Source organism: Nonomuraea sp. NPDC050540 (assembly GCF_044457485.1).
Classification (GTDB): domain Bacteria; phylum Actinomycetota; class Actinomycetes; order Streptosporangiales; family Streptosporangiaceae; genus Nonomuraea.
The window spans coordinates 683,811-702,160 of the sequence record NZ_JBITHA010000003.1 but is presented as its reverse complement, the minus strand read 5'-3'; the positions used below and the strand labels follow the sequence as shown (position 1 = coordinate 702,160).

Below are 18,350 nucleotides of genomic sequence, written 5' to 3'. Positions count from 1 at the left end.
TGATGGAGGGGTGGACGTCAAGCACCCGATCTTCGCCCGCCTCTACATCCGGCTGAGCCACGCCATGGAGCGCGGCGGCATGCGCGAGAATCGCCAGTCGCTGCTCGCCCCGCTCCACGGCCGCGTGCTGGAGATCGGCGCGGGCAACGGCATGAACTTCCGCCACTACCCGCGCGAGGTCACCCAGGTGCTCGCCGTCGAACCCGAGCCCCGCCTGCGCGCGGCAGCCCGGCAGGCCGCCAAGGAGGCGCCGGTGCCCGTCGAGGTCGTCGACGGGCTGGCCGAGCGGCTGCCGGCGGCCGACGGGGAGTTCGACGGCGTGGTGTCGTGCCTGGTGCTGTGCTCGGTGCGCGACCAGGCCGCGGCGCTGCGCGAGGTGCGCCGCGTGCTGGCGTCCGGCGGGCAGTTCCGGTTCCTGGAGCACGTACGCGCCGACACCGCCGGGATACGGCGGGCCCAGCGGGTCATCGACGCGACCGTGGGCCCGCGCCTGCTCGGCGGCTGCCACTGCGGGCGGGACACGGTCGCGGCGGTGGAGCGCGCCGGGTTGCGGGTGGGCCGGCTCGATCGGTTCCTGTTCCCCGGCGGGCGCACCCCGTGGGCGTTCCACGTCATGGGCACCGCCGCCCTCTGAACGACCCGGTTCAGCCCAGGCGGGCCTCCGCGCGCAGAAGGGCGGCCAGCCCGTCGGGGTCGGCCCGGGACAGGCCCTTTCCGGCGAACCAGGTGGCCACGTTGCGGGCGTCCCGGTCCAGGAACTCGGGCCCGGCCGGGTGGGAGATCACGTCCACGATCTGGGGCAGGTCGATGATGACCAGGCGGCCCTCGTGGACCAGGATGTTGTAGGGCGACAGGTCGCCGTGGGCCAGGCCTTCGTGCGCCAGCCGTACCATCGCGTCGACGAGCTGCTCCCAGAGGCCGGGCAGGTCGTCCGAGACGTTCGCCAGGCGCGGCGCCGCGTAGCCGTCGGGCGTGCCGATGAACTCCTCCAGCACCTCCGTCCCCACGATCTGAACCGGATAGGGAACCGGCAGCCCCAGCTCGAACAGCCGGGTCAGCGCCGCGAACTCCGCACCCGCCCACTGCCCGGCGATCACCTGCTTGCCGAACGCCGTGCGCCCCGCCATGGCCCGCGCCATGCGGCTGTCGCGCATGCGACGCCCCTCCAGATACCCGGCGTCGCGGTGGAAGAGGCGGTGCTCGCCCGATCGGTAGCGCTTGGCGGCCAGCAGGCACTGCCGGTCGGTGCCGGGCACGCCGCGCGAGATGAGGTGCACGTCGGCTTCCTTGCCGGTCTTGAGCACGCCCAGCTCGGTGTCGACGGCGGCCAGCTCGGTGACCAGCCATCCGGGGTACGGCCGGGGCCCGCGCTCAGTCGGCACGCTGAGATCCCAGGTGGACCAGCGATCCCCCTCGGGCGGACCGTCGTCGTCGGCTTCTTCGCGGTGATTGTTCTCAAGCCACTCGATGTCGTCGGCGTCGAGGGCGTTCTTGCCACGCTTGCGGTACTGCTTCGGCACGGTGAAAGGCTCCAGAGTGAAGGCCCACCGGCGCGGCGATCAGGTCGGCGGCTGACCGGTGGGGAGGTCTGAGGACGCGGAAAAAGGCACGCGGAAGACATTCGCCATGGTCTCGACCTCCTCCCTCTCGAAGCTCCGACGAGTATGCCCACCCCGCCGCCCGCCCGCAACCGCATTAACCCTCGCTACGCTGGGCGGATGCACCGGTGCCCGCAATGCGGCTGTTACGAGTACGGCGGCGCCCCCGCCTGCCCCCGCTGCCGCGACCTTCTGGACACCCTCGTGGAGGACGGCTACCAGGCCTTCCTGAAGGAAGAGTCGCTGCCCGACGACCCGGACCTCGCCGAGATGATCGTCAGCGAGATCAAGCCCTACGCGTGGCGGGTCGTGGACGCCGCCTTCGACCGCCTGACCTGCGCCGCCTGTGGCAGCCGCCGGGGCAGGGGCCCGGCCGGATGCCCGCCGTGCGACCTGGACGAGGGTTTCCGCTACTCGGCCGGGGAGCCCGACCGTCCGGGCGTTCCGCCCTTGAACGAGCACGCGGTCCGCGTGGGCGCCGCCGTGCTCCGCAACGCGCACCGGCACGGTGAGAAGGCCCTGCTGAGCTGGCGCCTCGGCTTCCCGCTGGTGCTGGCGGGCGGGATGTTCACCACCGCCCAGGCCCAGAACCTGCGCGCCCGCATCAACAAGGGCGCCGGCTACGACGACCTGGCCCCGTGGGTGGCTACCAGACTCCGATGAAGACGTCCTCGGCGGTGGCGGCGGTCAGCGCGCGCCGCATCCACTCCCGCACCGTCGACTGGCGCCGGCAGGAGTCGATGGCCTCCTCCTGAACCCGGTCCACCTTGAGCCCCCGGTGCTCCAGCAGCCACCGCAGCGTCTCACGCCGCCCGTGCCAGCGCCCCGCCTCCCAGAAAGGGCCGGTGACGGCGTTCTCGATCAACAGGTAGCGCTCGCCCATCATCAGGTTCTCCAGCCCCGCCCGGTCCTGGGCGGAAAGCCGGGAGCTCAAATACGAGTAGTAGTGCGCGCCACGCTCATCCCTCAACACCAGCAGCGCCTTGGCCACACACGCACGGACATCCGGGTCACCACTGGCGACAGCCCACAGAGTGGCCAGTTCGGGAGACTCCGCGATCTTGTCCAACGCGTACCAGCGCCGCAGGTCCCGGGGCCCGACCACCACGGTCTCCAGCCCATGCCGGAACTGGTCGGCCACCTCCTCGTCGAAACAGACGACCATCAACAGCCCGCTGTCATCCGCGCGCCCGCCACCCAAGGCCAGCGGAAACCGCAGACACACATGGATCCGCCCGCCGTTGGCCGCCGTGACCTCCACCACCGGCGCCTCCGGCTCATCCGAGACCAGCCGCGCGTCCCGATACCCGGTCGGCAGCCCACCCTGAGCCACCGACATCAACTCCAGGACGAGGCTCGGATGCCGTCTGACCATCTCCAGCGGCATCTCGTACATCTGCGGTCCGGGCACAGCGGACTCCTCTCAAAGGGTGACCGTCAGATTACGCTGTGTTTACCGTGACCGGTGGGGCTATCGGTTCTTGTTATGGCCCGAGTTGGCCGTGGCATTCATCACACACCCCGCGAACCCCAGCCCACACCGGGCAAACCCGCAGCTCAAAGCCACAACCACAGGCACCGCCCCCTTGGCGGACGCTCGCCACCCATCGCCGAAGAACCACCGCCTCACACCGAGGACCGCGGCCAGTCCGTGGTGGACCACAGCGAGCCTGCGACGCGGGCACCAGGAAGCAACCCGACCACGCCCTGCCGCACCTCGCGCACAGCCGCCCATCACGCCAAAGCCCCCGTGCTGCCGAGGTATCTGCGCGCCTTGACGACAACGCTCTCCCACCGAAGCCACACCCCTACGCGGACTGACCACCCCCGCGCGATCACCCTTCGGCAACCACGCGGGGAGCGCGAGGTTCTCCCTCGCCCGGGTGCGGGGCGGAGCCCGCTGTCACAGCCCTGAGCGCCCAGCCGAGGGATCACGTCCTACTTGACGCCTGCCTCGCGCATGTCGCGCAGTTCCCGCTTCAGTTCCTTGATCTCGTCGCGCAGCCGGGCCGCGACCTCGAACTGCAGGTCGGCCGCCGACTGGTGCATCTGCTCGGTCAGCGACTCGATCAGCGACTCCATCTGCGCACGTGGCATCTCCCCCGCGATCGCCTTGGCGTGCTGCCCCGCCGCCTTCGCCGCGAACCCGGGTACGGGCGCCTTGCCGCGTGACTGCTGGCGGCCGCTGCCCATGAGCTGCTCGGTGTCGGCGTCCTCGCGCTGCAGCGAGTCGAGGATGTCGGCGATCTTCTTGCGCAGCGGCTGGGGGTCGATGCCCTTGGCCTCGTTGTAGGCGATCTGCTTGGCCCGGCGCCGGTTGGTCTCGTCGATCGCCCGCTCCATCGAGGGGGTGATCTTGTCGGCGTACATGTGGACCTGGCCGGAGACGTTTCTGGCGGCGCGGCCGATGGTCTGGATGAGGGAGGTCTCCGAGCGCAGGAAGCCTTCCTTGTCGGCGTCGAGGATGGCCACCAGGGACACTTCGGGCAGGTCGAGGCCCTCGCGCAGCAGGTTGATGCCGACCAGGACGTCGAACTCGCCGCTGCGCAGCTCGCGCAGGAGCTCGATCCGGCGCAGGGTGTCGACCTCGCTGTGCAGGTAGCGGACGCGGATGCCCAGCTCAAGCAGGTAGTCGGTGAGGTCTTCCGACATCTTCTTGGTGAGCGTGGTGACCAGGACGCGCTCGTCGCGGTCGGCCCGCTCGCGGATCTCGTGGACCAGGTCGTCGATCTGGCCCTTGGTGGGCTTCACCACGACCTCGGGGTCGACCAGGCCGGTCGGGCGGATGACCTGCTCGACGACGTCGCCCTTGACCCGGCCCAGCTCGTAGGAGCCGGGCGTGGCCGACAGGTAGACCGTCTGGCCGATGCGCTCCAGGAACTCCTCCCACTTCAGCGGGCGGTTGTCCAGGGCCGAGGGCAGCCGGAAGCCGTGGTCGACCAGCGTGCGCTTGCGGGAGGCGTCGCCCTCGTACATGGCGCCGATCTGCGGGACCGTCTGGTGCGACTCGTCCAGGACCAGGAGGAAGTCCTCGGGGAAGTAGTCGAGCAGGGTGTTGGGGGCGCTGCCCGCCTCGCGGCCGTCCATGTGGCGCGAGTAGTTCTCGATGCCGGAGCAGGTGCCGATCTGGCGCATCATCTCGATGTCGTAGGTGGTGCGCATGCGCAGGCGCTGGGCCTCCAGGAGCTTGCCCTGGCGCTCCAGCTCCTCCAGGCGGCCGGTCAGCTCGGCCTCGATGCCGGCCACGGCCTTGGCCATGCGCTCCTCGCCCGCCACGTAGTGGGAGGCGGGGAAGATGTAGAGCTCGTCGTCCTCGGTGATGACCTCGCCGGTCAGCGGGTGCATCGTGGCGAGCTTCTCGACCTCGTCGCCGAACATCTCGATACGTACGGCCAGCTCCTCGTACTTCGGGATGATCTCGATCGTGTCGCCCCTGACCCGGAACGTGCCACGGGTGAAGGCCAGGTCGTTGCGCGTGTACTGCATGTCGACCAGGCGGCGCAGGAGCTGGTCGCGCTCGACCTCCATGCCGACCTTGAGCCTGGCCATGCGGTCGACGTACTCCTGCGGCGTGCCCAGGCCGTAGATGCACGAGACCGAGGCGACCACGACGGTGTCGCGGCGGGTCAGCAGCGAGTTCGTCGCCGAGTGGCGCAGCCGCTCCACCTCGTCGTTGATCGAGGAGTCCTTCTCGATGTAGGTGTCGCTCTGCGGGACGTACGCCTCGGGCTGGTAGTAGTCGTAGTAGGAGACGAAGTACTCCACCGCGTTGTTGGGCAGCATCTCGCGCAGCTCGTTGGCGAACTGCGCGGCCAGGGTCTTGTTGGGCTGCATGACCAGCGTGGGCCGCTGGAGGCGCTCGATGAGCCAGGCGATGGAGGCGGTCTTGCCGGTGCCCGTGGCGCCCAGCAGCACGTTGTCCTTCTCACCGGCCGTGACGCGGCGCTCCAGCTCGGCGATGGCCGTGGGCTGGTCGCCCGAGGGAGTCATCTCGGTGATCACCTCGAAAGGCGCCACCTTGCGCTGCAAATCTGTGACCGGTCGCATGCTGCCACTGTAGGCAACCGCACCGACAGTTCATGCCGTGCGCTCGCCGATGCGCGGAAACGGCGTGGTGGAGAAGACGACCTCGACCGGCACCTCGAAGTGGGCGGCGATGCGCAGCGCCAGGTAGAGGCTGGGACTGTACTCCCCCCGTTCCAGGTAGCCGACCGTCTGGTAGTGGACGCCGAGCGCGTCGGCCAGCTGCCTGCGGGTGACGCCGCGCTCGGCCCGCAGCAGGGCGATGCGGTTGTAGACGATCTCGCTCATCGCCGCCTATCTTCTCAGCTCACCCGTTGCATCGCCCGCTCGCGGCGCTCCTGCACCAGCGAGCCGGACTCACGCTTGGCCATTCTGCGCAGGATGGGCGGCGCGAGCAGCAGCCCGGCCACCGCCCACAGGCCCAGTACGCCCGTGGTCTCGAGGACCCGCCACGACTGGCCGATCTCCGCGGCGGCCGCCGCGTCGGGCAGGAAGGCCGAGCGCATGCCGAGGCCGAGCCAGTACAGGGGGAAGATCTGGCTGACCGTCTGGAGCCACTCGGGCATGGAGGTGATCGGGTAGAAGATGCCGGAGGCCGAGGTGAGGGCGCCGATGGTCAGCATGGAGAAGCCGGCGGCGGCCTGCGGGTTGCTGGTCAGCGAGCCGACGACGGCGCCCAGTGGCAGCGTGGCCAGCAGCCCGAGCACGATCACCCAGGCGAACATGAGCCAGCCGCCCGGCCCCGTGCCGAGCATCGAGGGCACCAGGATCAGCCCCGCCGCCAGCACGATCGCCAGGGTGACCAGCCCGGCCGTGGAGGTGCTGACGATCCTGCCGATGAGGTAGCCGGTCATGCCGTGCGGCATGGCCTTGGCCCGCAGCAGCGTGCCGTCCTCCCGCTCGACCGCCAGCGTGCCGACGGTGCCGACCAGGCCGCCCACGGCGACGAGCAGGGCGAGCATGCTGGGCAGCGTGGCCGCCGCCAGCGACAGGTTCGTGCCGGGCAGCTTGATCTCGCGCTGGAAGTACAGCACGACGACGAACGCCACGGAGATCAGGGCGTTGAAGTACATGTCGGTGGAGCTGGTCAGGCTGTGCCGGAACTCGATCCAGCCCCTGGCCAGGCCGAGCTTCACCGCGTGAGTGGTGGCGTTCACCGCTCCTCCTTCCGCACGATGGCCATGTAGGTGTCCTCCAGGGTGGCCCGCCGTACCTCCAGGTCCTCGATCGCGTCGCCGTACTGCGCGAAAAGGTCCTGCACGAAGCGGGTGGCGTCGTCGGTGGCGTGCACGAACAGCTCGCCACCGCGGCTCCAGCGGACCTGGGCGTCGCGCGAGACGCCGCGGGCGAGCTGGTCGGGACTGCCGTCGGCGACGATGCGGCCGCCCGACAGGATGAGGATGCGGGCGGCGAGCTTCTCCGCCTCGTCGAGGTCGTGGGTGGTCAGCAGGATGGTGGTGGAGTCCAGGTCGGACAGCCGGTGCACCAGGTCGTGGAAGTCGCGCCTGGCCTGCGGGTCGAAGCCCGCTGTCGGCTCGTCGAGGAAGAGCAGTTCCGGGCGGCCGACGATGCCGATCGCGACGTCGAGCCTGCGCCGCTGCCCGCCGGACAGCCGGTTGACGCGCTTGCCCGCGTGCTCGGCGAGCCCGACCGCCTCGATGAGCTCGTCCGTGGGGTACGGCGTGCGGTACGGCTCGTAGTAGCGCCCGAGGTGCCGCAGCAGTTCCCTGACCCGCCACCGCCCGTGGTCGCGCCACGACTGCAGCACGACGCCGATCCTGGCCCGCCACGCCTCCCCGCCCTGGGCGGGGTCCTCGCCGAGCACGCGGACCTGCCCGGCGGAGCGCCCGCGGAACCCTTCGAGGATTTCGATGGTGGTCGTCTTGCCCGCCCCGTTGGGGCCCAGCAGGGCGATCACCTCTCCCGCGCCCACGGTGAAGCCGACACCGTTCAGCACCTCGCGCGGACCGTAGTTCATCCGCAGGCCGCTGACCTCGATGACGGCGTCGTCGCGGGCGGGTTCCGCGTCCAGCGGGAGCTCGCTCAGAGCCTCCATCATCCCTCCCGATAGTAGGACTACTACATTGATAGCACACCTACTATGCACCGCAATACATCTGTGACAGGGCATTGCAAGCGAACAGTAAGTCGCACCCGATACGGTCAAGAGCGGCCTGAACAGGAAAAGAGAGGTGCGATGTCACGACCCAGAGAGGCCCTGATCCAGGCAGGCCAGGGGATAGCCCAGGCAGTGGTTCAAGGCGGCGACCTGCGGCAGGCGGTCGGCCAGGCGGTGGACCAGGCCGGGCAGCAACTCGCCGCCCAAGCTCCTGGGTTCGCCCTCAACCCGCACGACTTCGCGGCCGCCCGGGACGGCGGTGTGTCGACGGGCACGGTCATCGAGGCCAGGAGCGCCTCGCTCAACGAAGCCGGCGAGATCGTCAACCGCAGCTTCAGCGAGAACGGCATGCACGTCATCTCCCCCGTCGTGATCCCCAAGGGGACGACGGCCAAGGTGGTGGTGCCGCTCGGCATCCTCGTGGTGCTCGGCCTCATCGGCGCGCTCGGCGGCATCATCCCGAACACCGATCTGTTCTTCGGCCCCCACTACTGGCTCGTACTGGTGCTGGCCGCGGTGTTCCTGTGGTGGCGGCGCAGCGTCGTCATGGTGCCCGAGGGCTGCAAGGCGCTCATCACCAAGTTCGGCAAGCTGGTGCAGATCGCCGACCCCGGCCGGGTGACACTGATCAACCCGTGGAAGCGGGTCAGCTACATCGTCAACACCACCCGCGAGTACCCGTTCAACGCCCCGATCAGCGAGGCGCCGACGCAGCAGGGCGTCAAGGCGAGCGTCGACCTGTTCCTGCAGTTCAGGATCGAGAACCCGGCGGAGTTCATCTTCGTGCTCGGCTCGGTCAGCGGCTTCCAGTCCAAGCTGCAGAACTCCGTCAGCGAGGTCACCCGCTCCCTCATCTACGCCCAGCGCGCCGAGGACATCTACGACCTGGTGGGCGAGAGCACCCAGGGCATCCTGGAGAGCCTCAACCAGCAGTTCCTGCCGGCGGTGCGGCTGACCGACGTGAACATCACCCACGCCGAGCCCTCCAGCCAGGAGTACCGCATGGACCTCGCGGCCCCCGAGATGGTCCGGGTGGCCAAGGAGGCCTACACCTACGAGTACGAGCTCCAGCTGCGCAAGGAGCAGAACGAGGGCGACCTGATCAAGGAGCTGGCCGGGCTGCAGGAGACGCTCAGCGCCATCCAGGCCGAGATCGCCGGCTACCAGGCCAGGATGGACACCGCCCTTGAGCGGGCCAGCCACCAGGCCAAGGCGCAGGCCGGGCAGCGCCTGGTCGAGGCGGAGTCCACCGCCAACGCCAACGCCGCCCTCCTGGAGGCGCAGGCGCTGGACATCAGGGCGCTGAGCGCCGCCGAGGCGCCGGAGATCCTCGACTACCGCTTCCAGCAGGACCTGCTGGCCAAGCTGGAGTCCGTGGCCGCGAAGCTGCCCCAGGTGGTGCAGGTGGGCGAGGAGACCGACATCGACTTCCTCGCGCTGGCCCAGCAGCTGATCGGCGGCAAGGGGGCGGCGCTGTTCTCGCCCGAGGACATGGCCGCCATCAGGAGCAGGCTCTCCGAGATCGGGCAGCGTGTGGCCGACCGCGAGGTCGAGATCGCCGCGCTGCTGAAGAAGGTCGCCCAGCCGGCCGACGCCACCGAGCTGCCGGAGATCGCGGCGGATCCACCCGGCGACACGGACAAGACCCTGGAGCGTCCGCTGCCCGCCGTGCAGAAGGAGGGTGAGTTCTGATGGCGCGCGAGTTCTCGAAGATCAAGGAGTCGCTGGCCTCCTGGTCGGACATCAGGCAGCTGCTGCGCGGCGGCGAGCAGGGCCAGCTGGTGCCGGTCGTGATTCCCAAGGACCGGCGCGGCTTCGCGTGGATGGCCCTGATCTTCCTGGCCCTGTACTTCGCCGGGCTGGCGATCTTCTCCGGCTGGCTCTGGGCGGCCCTGTCGGCCGGGGCGCTGGTGGTGATCGCGGCCGTGTGGATGTGGCGCAAGGCCATCATCGAGATCGAGGAGGGCACCACCGGGGTCCGCAGCAGGTGGGGCGCGATCACCGGAACGCTCCCGCCGGGCCGCCACTACCTCTGGCTGCCGTGGGACCGCGTCGACGCCGTCGTCGACACCTCCACCGAGATCCCCTACTCGGCACCGATCGTGGCCTGCCCGACGGCGGAGAACGTGCCGCTGAAGTCGATCGAGTTCTTCCTGAAGTTCCGCATCGTCGACCCGGTCGCCTTCGTGCGTACCATCGGCGCGGGCAACTTCGACCTCGTGCTGTCCAGCGCCGTCCAGGACGCCATCCGCCAGCGCAGCCGGCGCGTCAACACCGAGCGCGCCTACGACCTGCGCGGCTCCGACGTGGGCGACATGCAGGACGCGCTCAGCCGCCAGCTCGGCCGGTACGGCGTGCGCATCATCGGCGCCAACATCCCCGACGTCCAGCTGCCCGACCAGTACCAGCAGCATCTGGCCACCCGCGAGAAGGTCGCCAAGGAGCTGTCCGCCTACGAGCGCGAGTGGGAGCTGACGCGCAAGCGCCGTATCGACACGCTGCTCATGGAGATCGAGCGCTCCAAGAAGACCCGCGACGCCCGCGTCGTCGAGGTCAAGGCCGCGCACAACACGGCCCGCAAGGACGTCGCCCGCATGCTGGAGGAGCAGGAGACCGAGGCGCAGCGCGTGCGCTGGGAGATCGAGGCGCGCGGCCGCGCCGACCTCACCGCCGCGGAGAACGAGGCCAAGGCGCTGCGCAGGCTGGCGGAGTCCTACCGCGACAACCGCGCCGTCCTGCAGTACGAGCTGGCTCGCCGCCGCCTCGACGTCGGTGCCAAACTGGCCGAGAGCGCTCCCCAGCCCCTCGTGGTTCGTACGGCCGGCGGCCAGTCCGACCCGATGTCCACCCTGCTGCTCGCCCAGCTCCTCCCCCGGCTCTCCGGCTCCCACGGAAACGGGTCAGGCACTACCTCTTAGGAGAACCCCATGGTGTTCCGCAAGTTGAAGGCCGCGTTCGGCGCCGGCGTCGAGGTCGACACCGTCCTGAGCAACGCCACCGTCCGCCCGGGCGAGATGCTCCGGGGCGACGTGCACTTCAAGAGCAGCGGCTCCGACTACAAGGTCGAGGGCATCCACATCGAGTTCACCGCCGTGGTCGAGATCGAGAGCGGCGACAGCGAGTACCGCTCGACCTACAGCTTCCTGCGCCAGCAGGTGTCGGGGCCGTTCCACCTGGCGGCGGGGACCTCGCACAGCCACCCGTTCGAGATCCCGGTGCCGTGGGAGACGCCGATCAGCGCGATCGGCGGCCACGCGCTGCCGGGCATGCGGCTGGGCGTCCAGACCGAGCTGGCGCTGGCCGGCGCGCTGGACAAGGGCGACCTCGACCCGCTGTTCGTCAGCCCGCTCGCGGCCCAGGAGAACATCATCACGGCCCTGGACCGGCTGGGCTTCGGCTTCAAGAAGGCCGACCTGGAACGCGGCACGCTGTACGGCTCGACGATGCCGTTCTTCCAGGAGATCGAGTACTACGCCGGCGGCCAGTGGCGGCGCCACTTCAACGAGCTGGAGCTGACCTTCATCGCGGGCCCGTCCCAGATGGACGTCATCCTGGAGGCCGACAACCGGGGCGGCTTCCTCAGCTCGGGCGGCGACTCCTACAACCGCTTCACCGTCCGCTACGGCGACAACCCGGGCGCCGCCGAGCAGGCGCTCCAGCAGGGCCTTGAGGCGATGGCCCGCCGCCGCGGCTGGTTCTAGAACGCTCCCGCCGCCTGGCTCACGGCCCGAACGTCCCGGGCCGGACGAGATACATCCTCTTGAGCCAGGCGGCGTAACGCGGCCCTGACTCGGCGCGGTAGTCGTGGCGCCGGTAGACCTGGAACGCGGCCTCCTTCAGCCGCCTGGCCCGCCAGTCGAGGTTGGACGGCCAGCCGGTCATCGTGTAGCCGCGGTAGGCCAGCAGCTTGAGCTTCAGCCCCCGCGCGGCCTCGGCGGCGAACTTGGCCGAGGCCGTGTGGTCGGTGTGGTCGCCGTGCCAGTCGGGCGGGTTGGGGTCGAGGGTGCGCAGCACGGTCGGCCGGTAGCGCTGGTAGAGCGCGCGCAGCGTGGCGAGCACGTCCTCCCTGCGTACGCACGGGTGCGGGCACGGCCCGGTGAACCTGCGTACGCAGGCGTCCCTGGCCCACATCCTGGCCAGCGCGTCGTGCCCGCCGTCGGCCCGCGGGTCGCCGCCGTCGGGCAGCCCGGCGAAGACGAGCCTGATCCTGGGGCTGGCGGCGAGCGTGTCGACGCGGACCGGCAGCCTGCCGAGGCTCAGGACGCGGGAGCGCCAGACGTTCGGCACCCCGGCGAGGTAGGCGTAGGCGGCCTTGATGCCCTCCTGCCGGTCGCGGACGTAGGCGCTCGGGTCACGGTCGTCCTCCACCCCGGTCGGCCCCTCGCCGGCGGTCAGGTAGATCGTCGTGGTGACCCGGCCGCCGGCGACCGCGCCGAACAGGTCGGGGCTCATGAAGAGCAGGTCGTCGTCGGCGTGCGCGACGACCTGGACGAAGCGGTCGGCCCGCTCGGCGGCCACCACCTGTCTCATCGTCCACGGCAGCACCGGGCAGACCGTGAACACGATCAGCACCAGAGCGCACACGACGGCCCCCGCCGCCCTGACCCACTTCATCCCCGTTTGCAACCCCCACAACTAGCGTAAGGGCAGGTCAGCGGCGTACCTCATCAAAGGGGTGGATTCTCGCCTCCTCCCCAGGTACGGGATCATGCTCTGGTGGTCGCATGACCCGGTCGTTACCATGACGTGGGGGAACTGACTGATCGTTGCGGATGCGGGGCGAGACGATGGGGCGGGTCGGCGCGGCGCTGAGGCGGGTCGCTCCGTGGGCGGCGCAGAACGCCGACGGCGCGATCGCGCTCGGCTTGGCGATCACCGTGGGCATCCTGGGGATCATGCCGGACGAGCTCTTCGGCAAGGACGGCCAGGAGATCCAGAACCAGCTCGTCAGCGCCGCGACGCTCGTCATCCTCGCGCTGGTCGCCACCGCCCTGCTGCGCGACCGGCTGCGCCAGGCCCCCGTCGAGGCGACCATCACCTCCGGCGCCCTGTCCGAGCTCCCGGTCCGCCTGGCCCGGCTGGAGCAGATCGAGACCCTCGTCACCGGCACCCGCCGCGCCCTCGACGAACTCCAGCTGGTCAGGGTCCTGGCCAGCCCGCTGGAGATCGCCCAGGCGCACGGCGACGCCCGCGCCGGCACCACCCGGTGGAGCTTCAAGGGCGGCACCGGAACGTTCCTTCGCGCCGTCACGCTGCCCGAGTGCGTGGCGGCCGCCCGCAAGGACAAGCGCCACCTGACCGTCCGCATCGAGATCATCGACCCGACCAACAACGAGGTCTGCGAGGCGTACGCCCATTACCGCCGCTCGCTGGCCGACGCCCCGGACGTCACCGGCGAGACGTGGACCCCCGACCGGGTCAGGAAAGAGTCCTTCGCGACGATCCTGGCCGCGTTCTGGCACCGCCAGCGCTACGGCCTGCTCGACATCGGCGTGGGCCTGTCCTCCACGATGACCACCTTCCGCTGGGACCTGTCCGCCTCCAGGGTGATCATGACGATCGAGGACCCGAACCGCGCGATGACCGCACTGGCCGGAACCTTCTACTACGAGAGCTGCGACACCGAGCTCCGGCTCAGCCTGGAGCAGGCGCGCCGGGTTCCGCTGGAGTCCTACAAGCACGTGCCGCTGAGCGACGAGCCCACGGTCGAGGAGGTCCAGGAACTCTTCCGCGGGGTCGAGCTGCCGCTGCCCAGGACGTACAACGATCGCGACATCGTCGACATCGCCCGCAAGGCCTTGCGGGCCAAGGATCCGTATGAGCTACCGCAGCGCACATGAGGAACTCACCGCGGCGCGCGCCCGCGCATGGGTGAGCACCGCCGTCCGGGGGGACTTCCACGGTGTGCACCATCCGCTGGGATTCGTCTGCCTGCCGCTCGAACGCACCGGCGGCGACGGCGTCTGCCTGCACCTGTGGTCGCGCCGCCTGCCCGGCGCGGGCAGCACCACCTCGCAGATCCACTGCCACAGCTGGGACCTGGTCAGCCACGTCCTGTACGGCCAGGTGCGCAACGTCCACGCCGTCGTCACCGACACGCCCTCCGCCGAGGCCACCCACCGGGTGTTCGAGGTGGTCAGCGGCGACGACGGCGACCGCATCACGCCCACGCCGCGCACCGTGCGCCACTCGACCGGGCTGGTCGAGGTGTTCGGCGCCGGTGACACCTACACGCTGCCCGCCGACCGTTTCCACTCCAGCGTCGTGCCCGAGGGCGGCGAGGCCGCCACGATCGCGCTGGGCTCCGGGCGCACCGGCAGCCGCGACCTGTCGCTGGGCCCGCTCGGCGCGCCCGGCCACCACGTCGCCCGCCGCCCGCTCGACGACGGGGAACGGGCACTCGCCGTCCGGCTGGTCCTGACTCACCTTGGGGGTCCGTGATGGATCTGGAGCGTGCGCGCGAACTGGCCGTGGAGGCCGCGCGGGCGGCCGGGCGGCTGCTGGCGGCCGGCACGGCGGACGCGTTCGGCGTGCACGCCAAGGGCGCGGCCGGTGACGTCGTCACCGACCTCGACCTGGCCTCGGAGAAGGTGCTGGTCGAACGCATCCTGACCGCCTACCCCGGCCACGCGGTGATCGCCGAGGAGTCCGGCCTGCTGGGCGCCGCGGGGGCGGAGTGGACCTGGCTGGTCGACCCGCTCGACGGCACCAACAACGTCGCCATCGGCCTGCCCGCCTACGTGGTGGGGCTGGCGTTGTGCCACGCCGGCCGTCCCGTGCTCGGGGTCGTGCACGACCCCGTGACCCGCCGGACGTGGTCGGCGATCCGCGGTCACGGGGCGCTGTCCGATTCAGGGGTACGGCTGGCGCCGCCCGCCCGCCCCCTTCCTCACGGGCCCCTGCTGGCCTGGACCCAGGGCTACACGGTCACCCGCGACGACGCGACCGTCCTCGGGCTGAAGGCGGCCCTGGAACTGCACGCGCGGCGCGTCCTGCAGCTCTGGGCCCCGTTGCTCTCCTGGGTCATGCTGGCCAGGGGGGACATCGACGGCATGGTCGGCTACCGCGCGGAGGCGGTCGACCTGCCCGCGGGCGCTTTGATCGCCCGGGAGGCGGGGATGGAGATCCGGGCGCTGGACGGCTCGCCGTTCGACGAGGACGTCAACGGCAGCGCGGCGGACCGCAGCTTCGTCGCCGCCCACCCCGACACCCTGCCCACCCTCCTCCCCCTCCTCGCCGCAGCGACCCGGCCCTCCGCAGGTCACCACCGCCCGGGGTGACCTGCGGAGGGAGGGCGGGTCAGCCCGTGACGCTGGGGCGGCCGTTTTCGACGTGGCCCATCAGGCGGCGGCGGTAGGACGGGTCCTCCTCGCAGGTGATCTCCAGGTCGTACCAGCCGTGCGAGCCCTCCAGCGGCCACACCACCTGCCGGTACTGCCCGGCCCGCAGCGGCACCGCCTGCTCCTTCCCTCCGTAGGCCAGCGCACGGACGCGCAGCTTCACCCGCGACTCGCCCAGGTTGGTGATCTCGACGCGCAGCCGCCGCGGGTCGATGTCGATCACCGCCCGCGCCTCCACCCGGCCCGCCGCCGCCGACAGCGTCCCGGCGAACTCGCGCCGGAACCCGTTCGGCCCGGTCACCGCCAGGTGGTAGGCATCGCCCACCGCCACCCGCCGCGTGCTCACGCCCTGCACGTCGAAGTGCTGCGGGAGCTCGAACTCCCCCTTGTAGGGATAGAGCGTCATGTGCATGCTCGCCGCGCCGGTGTTGGCGAGCGTCACCTCCAGCTCCTTCCCGAGCGCCCGCGCCCAGGCGTTCGGCTGGTACGGCAGCGCCCGCGCCGGCTTGGTCCCCGGCTCCTGCTCCGGCATCGACTGGCTGGCCGGCGGCGCCGGCTTCCACCGGCCGCTGAAGGCCGGGACCGGCGCCGGGGTGGCGGGGGCGGGCGGCTGGGCCGTACCGGAGAAGTCGAAGGCGGAGGTGAGGTCGCCGGCGACCGTGCGGCGCCAGGGCGTGATGTCGGGGAAGCGCACGCCCAGCCAGGTCTCCAGGAAGCGGCAGGTCGAGCTGTGGTCGAAGATCTGCGAGGCCACGTGGCCGCCGGCGGTCCAGGGCGAGACGACCGTCATCGGGACGCGGATGCCGAGGCCGATGGGCTTGCCGTCGTACCAGTCGGAGGTCTGCTCGGCGGGCGGGAGCGGCGGCGGGACGTGGTCGAAGAAGCCGTCGTTCTCGTCGTAGGTGATGAACAGCGCGGTCGACTGCCAGGTCTCCGGGTGGGAGGCGATGGCGTCGAGGATGTCGTAGGTGATGCGGGCGCTCTGCAGAGGCGAGGAGGCGCTCGGGTGCTCGGAGTCGGCGGCCGACGGCACGATGTAGCTGACCTCGGGCAGGGTCCCCGCCTGGACGTCGGCGCGGAAGGAGGCGGCCAGCTGCTTGGCCGGCACGCGGCGCAGGCCGCGCTCGAACAGCTCGCGCTCCTGCGGGTCGAGCTTGGCCACGCCCTCCTCCAGGCGGGCCAGGAGTTGCCCGCGCCTGGGCTCGGCGGCGCCGCTCACCTGGCCGTAGAAGGCGTCCATGCTCTTGAAGTCGCCCTGGAGCGCCTTGCGGGCGACCTGGCGGAAGCGGGCGAAGAACTCCAGGTTGTTGTCCTGGTAGTTGTCCCACTCGTGGTAGACCTTCCAGCCGCGGCCGGCCGCCTGGAGGATCTCGCCCGCGTTGGCCCAGGTGTAGCCCTGGTGGGTGTCCTCGCTGTAGGCGGCGTTGTCGATGGCCCGCTTGGTGGTGCCGGGCTCGTAGCCGGTGTGGCCCGAGACGTGGTAGTTGCGGTTCGGGCTGGTCGAGGAGAGCACGGAGCAGTGGTAGTTGTCGCAGAGGGTGAAGGTGTCGGCCAGCTCGTACTGCAGCGGGATGTCCGCGCGGCGGTAGAACGTCATCGTGGCCGGGCTCTTGGCCGGGATCCAGCCGTCGTGCCAGCCCTTGGCGGCGGCGCGCTGGCCGTCGTTCCAGCCGTGGGCCAGGGCGCTGATCCACTGCAGGTCCTTGCCGACCAGGTCGGCGGCCTCGCGTACCGGGAAGGGCAGTACGCTTCCCGTCCCGTTGGGCTGCTCGTAGACGGGCTTGCCGTTCCTGAGCGTGACCGCGTTGCGGTCGGCGAAGCCGCGCACCCCGCGCATGCTGCCGAAGTAGTGGTCGAACGAGCGGTTCTCCTGCATGAGGAAGACCACGTGCTTGATGGCCGACAGGCCACCCTGGGGGACGGGCATGGCCAGGGCCCGGTGCACGGAGGGGGGCAGCAGCGAGCCGGCCGCGATGCCGGCGCCGAGGGCGAGGAAGCCGCGGCGAGAGGGTGCGAGAGACATGGCGGAGAGCGTGTCAAAGGTAGGAAACTATCCCATTACGGGCGGGTGGCGATCATGCGAACAGCTCATACCGCGCCCAGCGCCCAGACCGCGGCGACCAGGGCGGTGACGGCCAGGACCGCGCCGGTGAGCAGGAAGCGGCGCATCGGCACCTTCACGCCGTGGCGGCGGCACGACTCGAACCACAGCAGGGTGGCCAGCGACGCCCACGGGGTGATCACCGGGCCGACGTTGGTGCCGATCAGTACGGCGAGCAGCTGGTCGCGGCCGGCGACCTCCTCCAGCGCCTGGTAGGCGGGCAGGTTGTTGATGGCGTTGGACAGGCCCGCACCCACGGCCGCGGTGCGGTAGGGATTGTCGCCGCCGCCGATCATCCAGGTCATGACGTCGGCCAGTCCGTGCAGGCTGAGCGCCGGGACGACCAGGAACAGGCCGGTGACGAAGATGAGCAGCTGCCAGGGGATCAGGCTCAAGGTCAGGCGCTTGCGGTCGCGCACGAAGAACGCGGCCACGACGATCAGCGCGGCCACCGTCGCGGCCACGTGGACCGGCTGGTCGAGCAGGAGCGCGCCGATGAACAGCACACAGGCCGCCGAAGCCGCCCAGAACAGGACGGTGTCGGCGATCGGTTCCAGGCCGGGCGGGGTGTAGCGGACCTCGCCGCGGCGGCCCCTGCGCCAGAAGAACAGCCACAGGAACACCATCGTCACCGCGATCGCGGCGGCCTGCGGCGCCCACATGCGGGTGGCGAACTCCCGGTTGGACATCTGCAGGGCGTTCATGCCCAGCAGGTTCGTCAGGTTGGAGACCGGCAGCAGGAGGCTCGCGGTGTTGGCCAGCCAGATCGTGGTCATGGCCAGGGGCAGCGCGGCGATGCCGGCGCGGGCGGCCAGGGCGAGCATGACCGGGGTGAGGAGGACGGCCGTGGTGTCCAGGTTCAGAAATATCGTGACGAAGGAGGCGAAAGCCGTACACAAGAAGAAGAGCGCGAGATAGCTGCCGCGCCCGAGCACCGCCATCCTCGCCGCGATCGCGTCGAAGACCTGAGCCTCCTTCGTCAGCTCGGCCAGAACGATCACGCCGACGAGGAACAGCAGCAGCGGAGCGATCTCGTCGAACTTCTCCACCGCGACGTTCAGCGGCAGCCAGCCCGTCACCACGAAGATCAGTCCCAGCGCGAGCAGCCCGATCCTGACCCAGTCGAGCGCGGACAGTCGCCTCCACACCCGAAGATGATCGCACACCAC

17 protein-coding genes are annotated in these 18,350 nt (G+C 70.5%); 8 read left to right on the top strand and 9 right to left on the bottom strand.

What is annotated here, in order from left to right:
* Window positions 1–10 precede the first annotated feature (10 nt).
* Entirely contained in the window at window positions 11–634 is a 624-nt protein-coding gene (locus ACIBI5_RS13555) for a class I SAM-dependent methyltransferase (RefSeq protein ID WP_397246456.1), read from the top strand.
* A gap of 10 nt (window positions 635–644) precedes the next feature.
* Here ACIBI5_RS13555 and ACIBI5_RS13550 read toward each other — a convergent pair whose 3' ends face one another.
* A complete protein-coding gene (locus ACIBI5_RS13550) occupies window positions 645–1,520 on the bottom strand; it encodes a serine protein kinase RIO (RefSeq protein ID WP_397246454.1) in 876 nt (291 codons plus the stop codon).
* Between the two features lie 198 nt (window positions 1,521–1,718).
* Between ACIBI5_RS13550 and ACIBI5_RS13545 the strand changes: the two genes are divergently transcribed.
* Window positions 1,719–2,261 carry a hypothetical protein gene (locus tag ACIBI5_RS13545; RefSeq protein WP_397246451.1) on the top strand — a complete coding sequence of 181 codons (543 nt, stop codon included), beginning with the start codon at window positions 1,719–1,721 and terminating at the stop codon, window positions 2,259–2,261.
* Here the strand turns inward: ACIBI5_RS13545 and ACIBI5_RS13540 are convergent.
* The 5 genes from ACIBI5_RS13540 to ACIBI5_RS13520 all read right to left on the bottom strand — a co-directional run bounded on the left by ACIBI5_RS13540 (window position 2,245) and on the right by ACIBI5_RS13520 (window position 7,680).
* The gene (locus ACIBI5_RS13540; RefSeq protein WP_397246448.1) at window positions 2,245–3,009 is read right to left on the bottom strand and encodes a hypothetical protein; all 765 of its coding nucleotides are present in this window, start codon (window positions 3,007–3,009) and stop codon (window positions 2,245–2,247) included. The two genes, ACIBI5_RS13545 and ACIBI5_RS13540, sit on opposite strands and share 17 nt — an antisense overlap.
* 527 nt (window positions 3,010–3,536) lie before the next feature.
* Window positions 3,537–5,645, bottom strand: a complete 2,109-nt coding sequence (uvrB, locus tag ACIBI5_RS13535; protein ID WP_379612937.1) for an excinuclease ABC subunit UvrB — start codon at window positions 5,643–5,645, stop codon at window positions 3,537–3,539.
* Window positions 5,646–5,675: 30 nt separating this feature from the next.
* Complete coding sequence (locus ACIBI5_RS13530) at window positions 5,676–5,909, bottom strand: helix-turn-helix transcriptional regulator (RefSeq protein WP_184960935.1); 234 nt, start codon at window positions 5,907–5,909, stop codon at window positions 5,676–5,678.
* Window positions 5,910–5,923: 14 nt separating this feature from the next.
* On the bottom strand, window positions 5,924–6,778 hold the full coding sequence (locus ACIBI5_RS13525; protein ID WP_397246446.1) for an ABC transporter permease: 855 nt from the start codon (window positions 6,776–6,778) through the stop codon (window positions 5,924–5,926).
* On the bottom strand, window positions 6,775–7,680 hold the full coding sequence (locus ACIBI5_RS13520) for an ABC transporter ATP-binding protein (RefSeq protein WP_397246443.1): 906 nt from the start codon (window positions 7,678–7,680) through the stop codon (window positions 6,775–6,777). The genes ACIBI5_RS13525 and ACIBI5_RS13520 overlap by 4 nt, the downstream gene beginning before the upstream one ends.
* 138 nt (window positions 7,681–7,818) lie before the next feature.
* On the opposite strand from ACIBI5_RS13520, the gene ACIBI5_RS13515 reads away from it, so the two are divergent.
* Genes ACIBI5_RS13515 through ACIBI5_RS13505 form a run of 3 tightly spaced genes read left to right on the top strand, consistent with a single transcriptional unit; the run spans window position 7,819 to window position 11,441 of the window.
* Entirely contained in the window at window positions 7,819–9,432 is a 1,614-nt protein-coding gene (locus tag ACIBI5_RS13515) for an SPFH domain-containing protein (RefSeq protein ID WP_397246441.1), read from the top strand.
* Window positions 9,432–10,658, top strand: coding sequence for an SPFH domain-containing protein (locus ACIBI5_RS13510; RefSeq protein ID WP_397246439.1), 1,227 nt, complete (start codon window positions 9,432–9,434; stop codon window positions 10,656–10,658). The genes ACIBI5_RS13515 and ACIBI5_RS13510 overlap by 1 nt, the downstream gene beginning before the upstream one ends.
* Before the next feature lie 9 nt (window positions 10,659–10,667).
* Window positions 10,668–11,441 carry a sporulation protein gene (locus ACIBI5_RS13505; protein WP_397246437.1) on the top strand — a complete coding sequence of 258 codons (774 nt, stop codon included), beginning with the start codon at window positions 10,668–10,670 and terminating at the stop codon, window positions 11,439–11,441.
* 19 nt (window positions 11,442–11,460) lie between these two features.
* Here the strand turns inward: ACIBI5_RS13505 and ACIBI5_RS13500 are convergent, their stop codons facing one another.
* On the bottom strand, window positions 11,461–12,354 hold the full coding sequence (locus tag ACIBI5_RS13500; protein WP_397246434.1) for a PIG-L family deacetylase: 894 nt from the start codon (window positions 12,352–12,354) through the stop codon (window positions 11,461–11,463).
* Window positions 12,355–12,512: 158 nt separating this feature from the next.
* On the opposite strand from ACIBI5_RS13500, the gene ACIBI5_RS13495 reads away from it, so the two are divergent.
* Genes ACIBI5_RS13495 through ACIBI5_RS13485 form a run of 3 tightly spaced genes read left to right on the top strand, consistent with a single transcriptional unit; the run spans window position 12,513 to window position 15,020 of the window.
* The gene (locus ACIBI5_RS13495; protein ID WP_397246431.1) at window positions 12,513–13,580 is read left to right on the top strand and encodes a hypothetical protein; all 1,068 of its coding nucleotides are present in this window, start codon (window positions 12,513–12,515) and stop codon (window positions 13,578–13,580) included.
* A complete protein-coding gene (locus ACIBI5_RS13490) occupies window positions 13,558–14,181 on the top strand; it encodes a hypothetical protein (protein WP_397246428.1) in 624 nt (207 codons plus the stop codon). The genes ACIBI5_RS13495 and ACIBI5_RS13490 overlap by 23 nt, the downstream gene beginning before the upstream one ends.
* The gene (locus tag ACIBI5_RS13485; RefSeq protein ID WP_397246425.1) at window positions 14,181–15,020 is read left to right on the top strand and encodes an inositol monophosphatase family protein; all 840 of its coding nucleotides are present in this window, start codon (window positions 14,181–14,183) and stop codon (window positions 15,018–15,020) included. Before ACIBI5_RS13490 ends, ACIBI5_RS13485 begins: the two co-directional genes overlap by 1 nt.
* Window positions 15,021–15,039: 19 nt before the next feature.
* On the opposite strand, the gene ACIBI5_RS13480 is transcribed toward ACIBI5_RS13485, so the two are convergent.
* Both ACIBI5_RS13480 and ACIBI5_RS13475 read right to left on the bottom strand, forming a co-directional pair.
* Window positions 15,040–17,103, bottom strand: coding sequence for a phosphocholine-specific phospholipase C (locus ACIBI5_RS13480; protein ID WP_397246423.1), 2,064 nt, complete (start codon window positions 17,101–17,103; stop codon window positions 15,040–15,042).
* A 65-nt stretch (window positions 17,104–17,168) separates the two neighbouring features.
* The gene (locus tag ACIBI5_RS13475) at window positions 17,169–18,329 is read right to left on the bottom strand and encodes an SLC13 family permease (protein ID WP_397246421.1); all 1,161 of its coding nucleotides are present in this window, start codon (window positions 18,327–18,329) and stop codon (window positions 17,169–17,171) included.
* Between the last annotated feature and the right edge of the window lie 21 nt (window positions 18,330–18,350).

What these genes read in the sequence shown, in the direction of transcription:
- ACIBI5_RS13545 (WP_397246451.1), top strand. Translation starts at nt 1,719, where the DNA reads ATGCACCGGTGCCCGCAATGCGGCTGTTACGAGTACGGCGGCGCCCCC.
- uvrB (WP_379612937.1), bottom strand. Translation starts at nt 5,645, where the DNA reads ATGCGACCGGTCACAGATTTGCAGCGCAAGGTGGCGCCTTTCGAGGTG.
- ACIBI5_RS13530 (WP_184960935.1), bottom strand. Translation starts at nt 5,909, where the DNA reads ATGAGCGAGATCGTCTACAACCGCATCGCCCTGCTGCGGGCCGAGCGC.
- ACIBI5_RS13520 (WP_397246443.1), bottom strand. Translation starts at nt 7,680, where the DNA reads ATGATGGAGGCTCTGAGCGAGCTCCCGCTGGACGCGGAACCCGCCCGC.
- ACIBI5_RS13515 (WP_397246441.1), top strand. Translation starts at nt 7,819, where the DNA reads ATGTCACGACCCAGAGAGGCCCTGATCCAGGCAGGCCAGGGGATAGCC.
- ACIBI5_RS13510 (WP_397246439.1), top strand. Translation starts at nt 9,432, where the DNA reads ATGGCGCGCGAGTTCTCGAAGATCAAGGAGTCGCTGGCCTCCTGGTCG.
- ACIBI5_RS13505 (WP_397246437.1), top strand. Translation starts at nt 10,668, where the DNA reads ATGGTGTTCCGCAAGTTGAAGGCCGCGTTCGGCGCCGGCGTCGAGGTC.
- ACIBI5_RS13500 (WP_397246434.1), bottom strand. Translation starts at nt 12,354, where the DNA reads ATGAAGTGGGTCAGGGCGGCGGGGGCCGTCGTGTGCGCTCTGGTGCTG.
- ACIBI5_RS13495 (WP_397246431.1), top strand. Translation starts at nt 12,513, where the DNA reads ATGCGGGGCGAGACGATGGGGCGGGTCGGCGCGGCGCTGAGGCGGGTC.
- ACIBI5_RS13490 (WP_397246428.1), top strand. Translation starts at nt 13,558, where the DNA reads ATGAGCTACCGCAGCGCACATGAGGAACTCACCGCGGCGCGCGCCCGC.
- ACIBI5_RS13485 (WP_397246425.1), top strand. Translation starts at nt 14,181, where the DNA reads ATGGATCTGGAGCGTGCGCGCGAACTGGCCGTGGAGGCCGCGCGGGCG.
- ACIBI5_RS13480 (WP_397246423.1), bottom strand. Translation starts at nt 17,103, where the DNA reads ATGTCTCTCGCACCCTCTCGCCGCGGCTTCCTCGCCCTCGGCGCCGGC.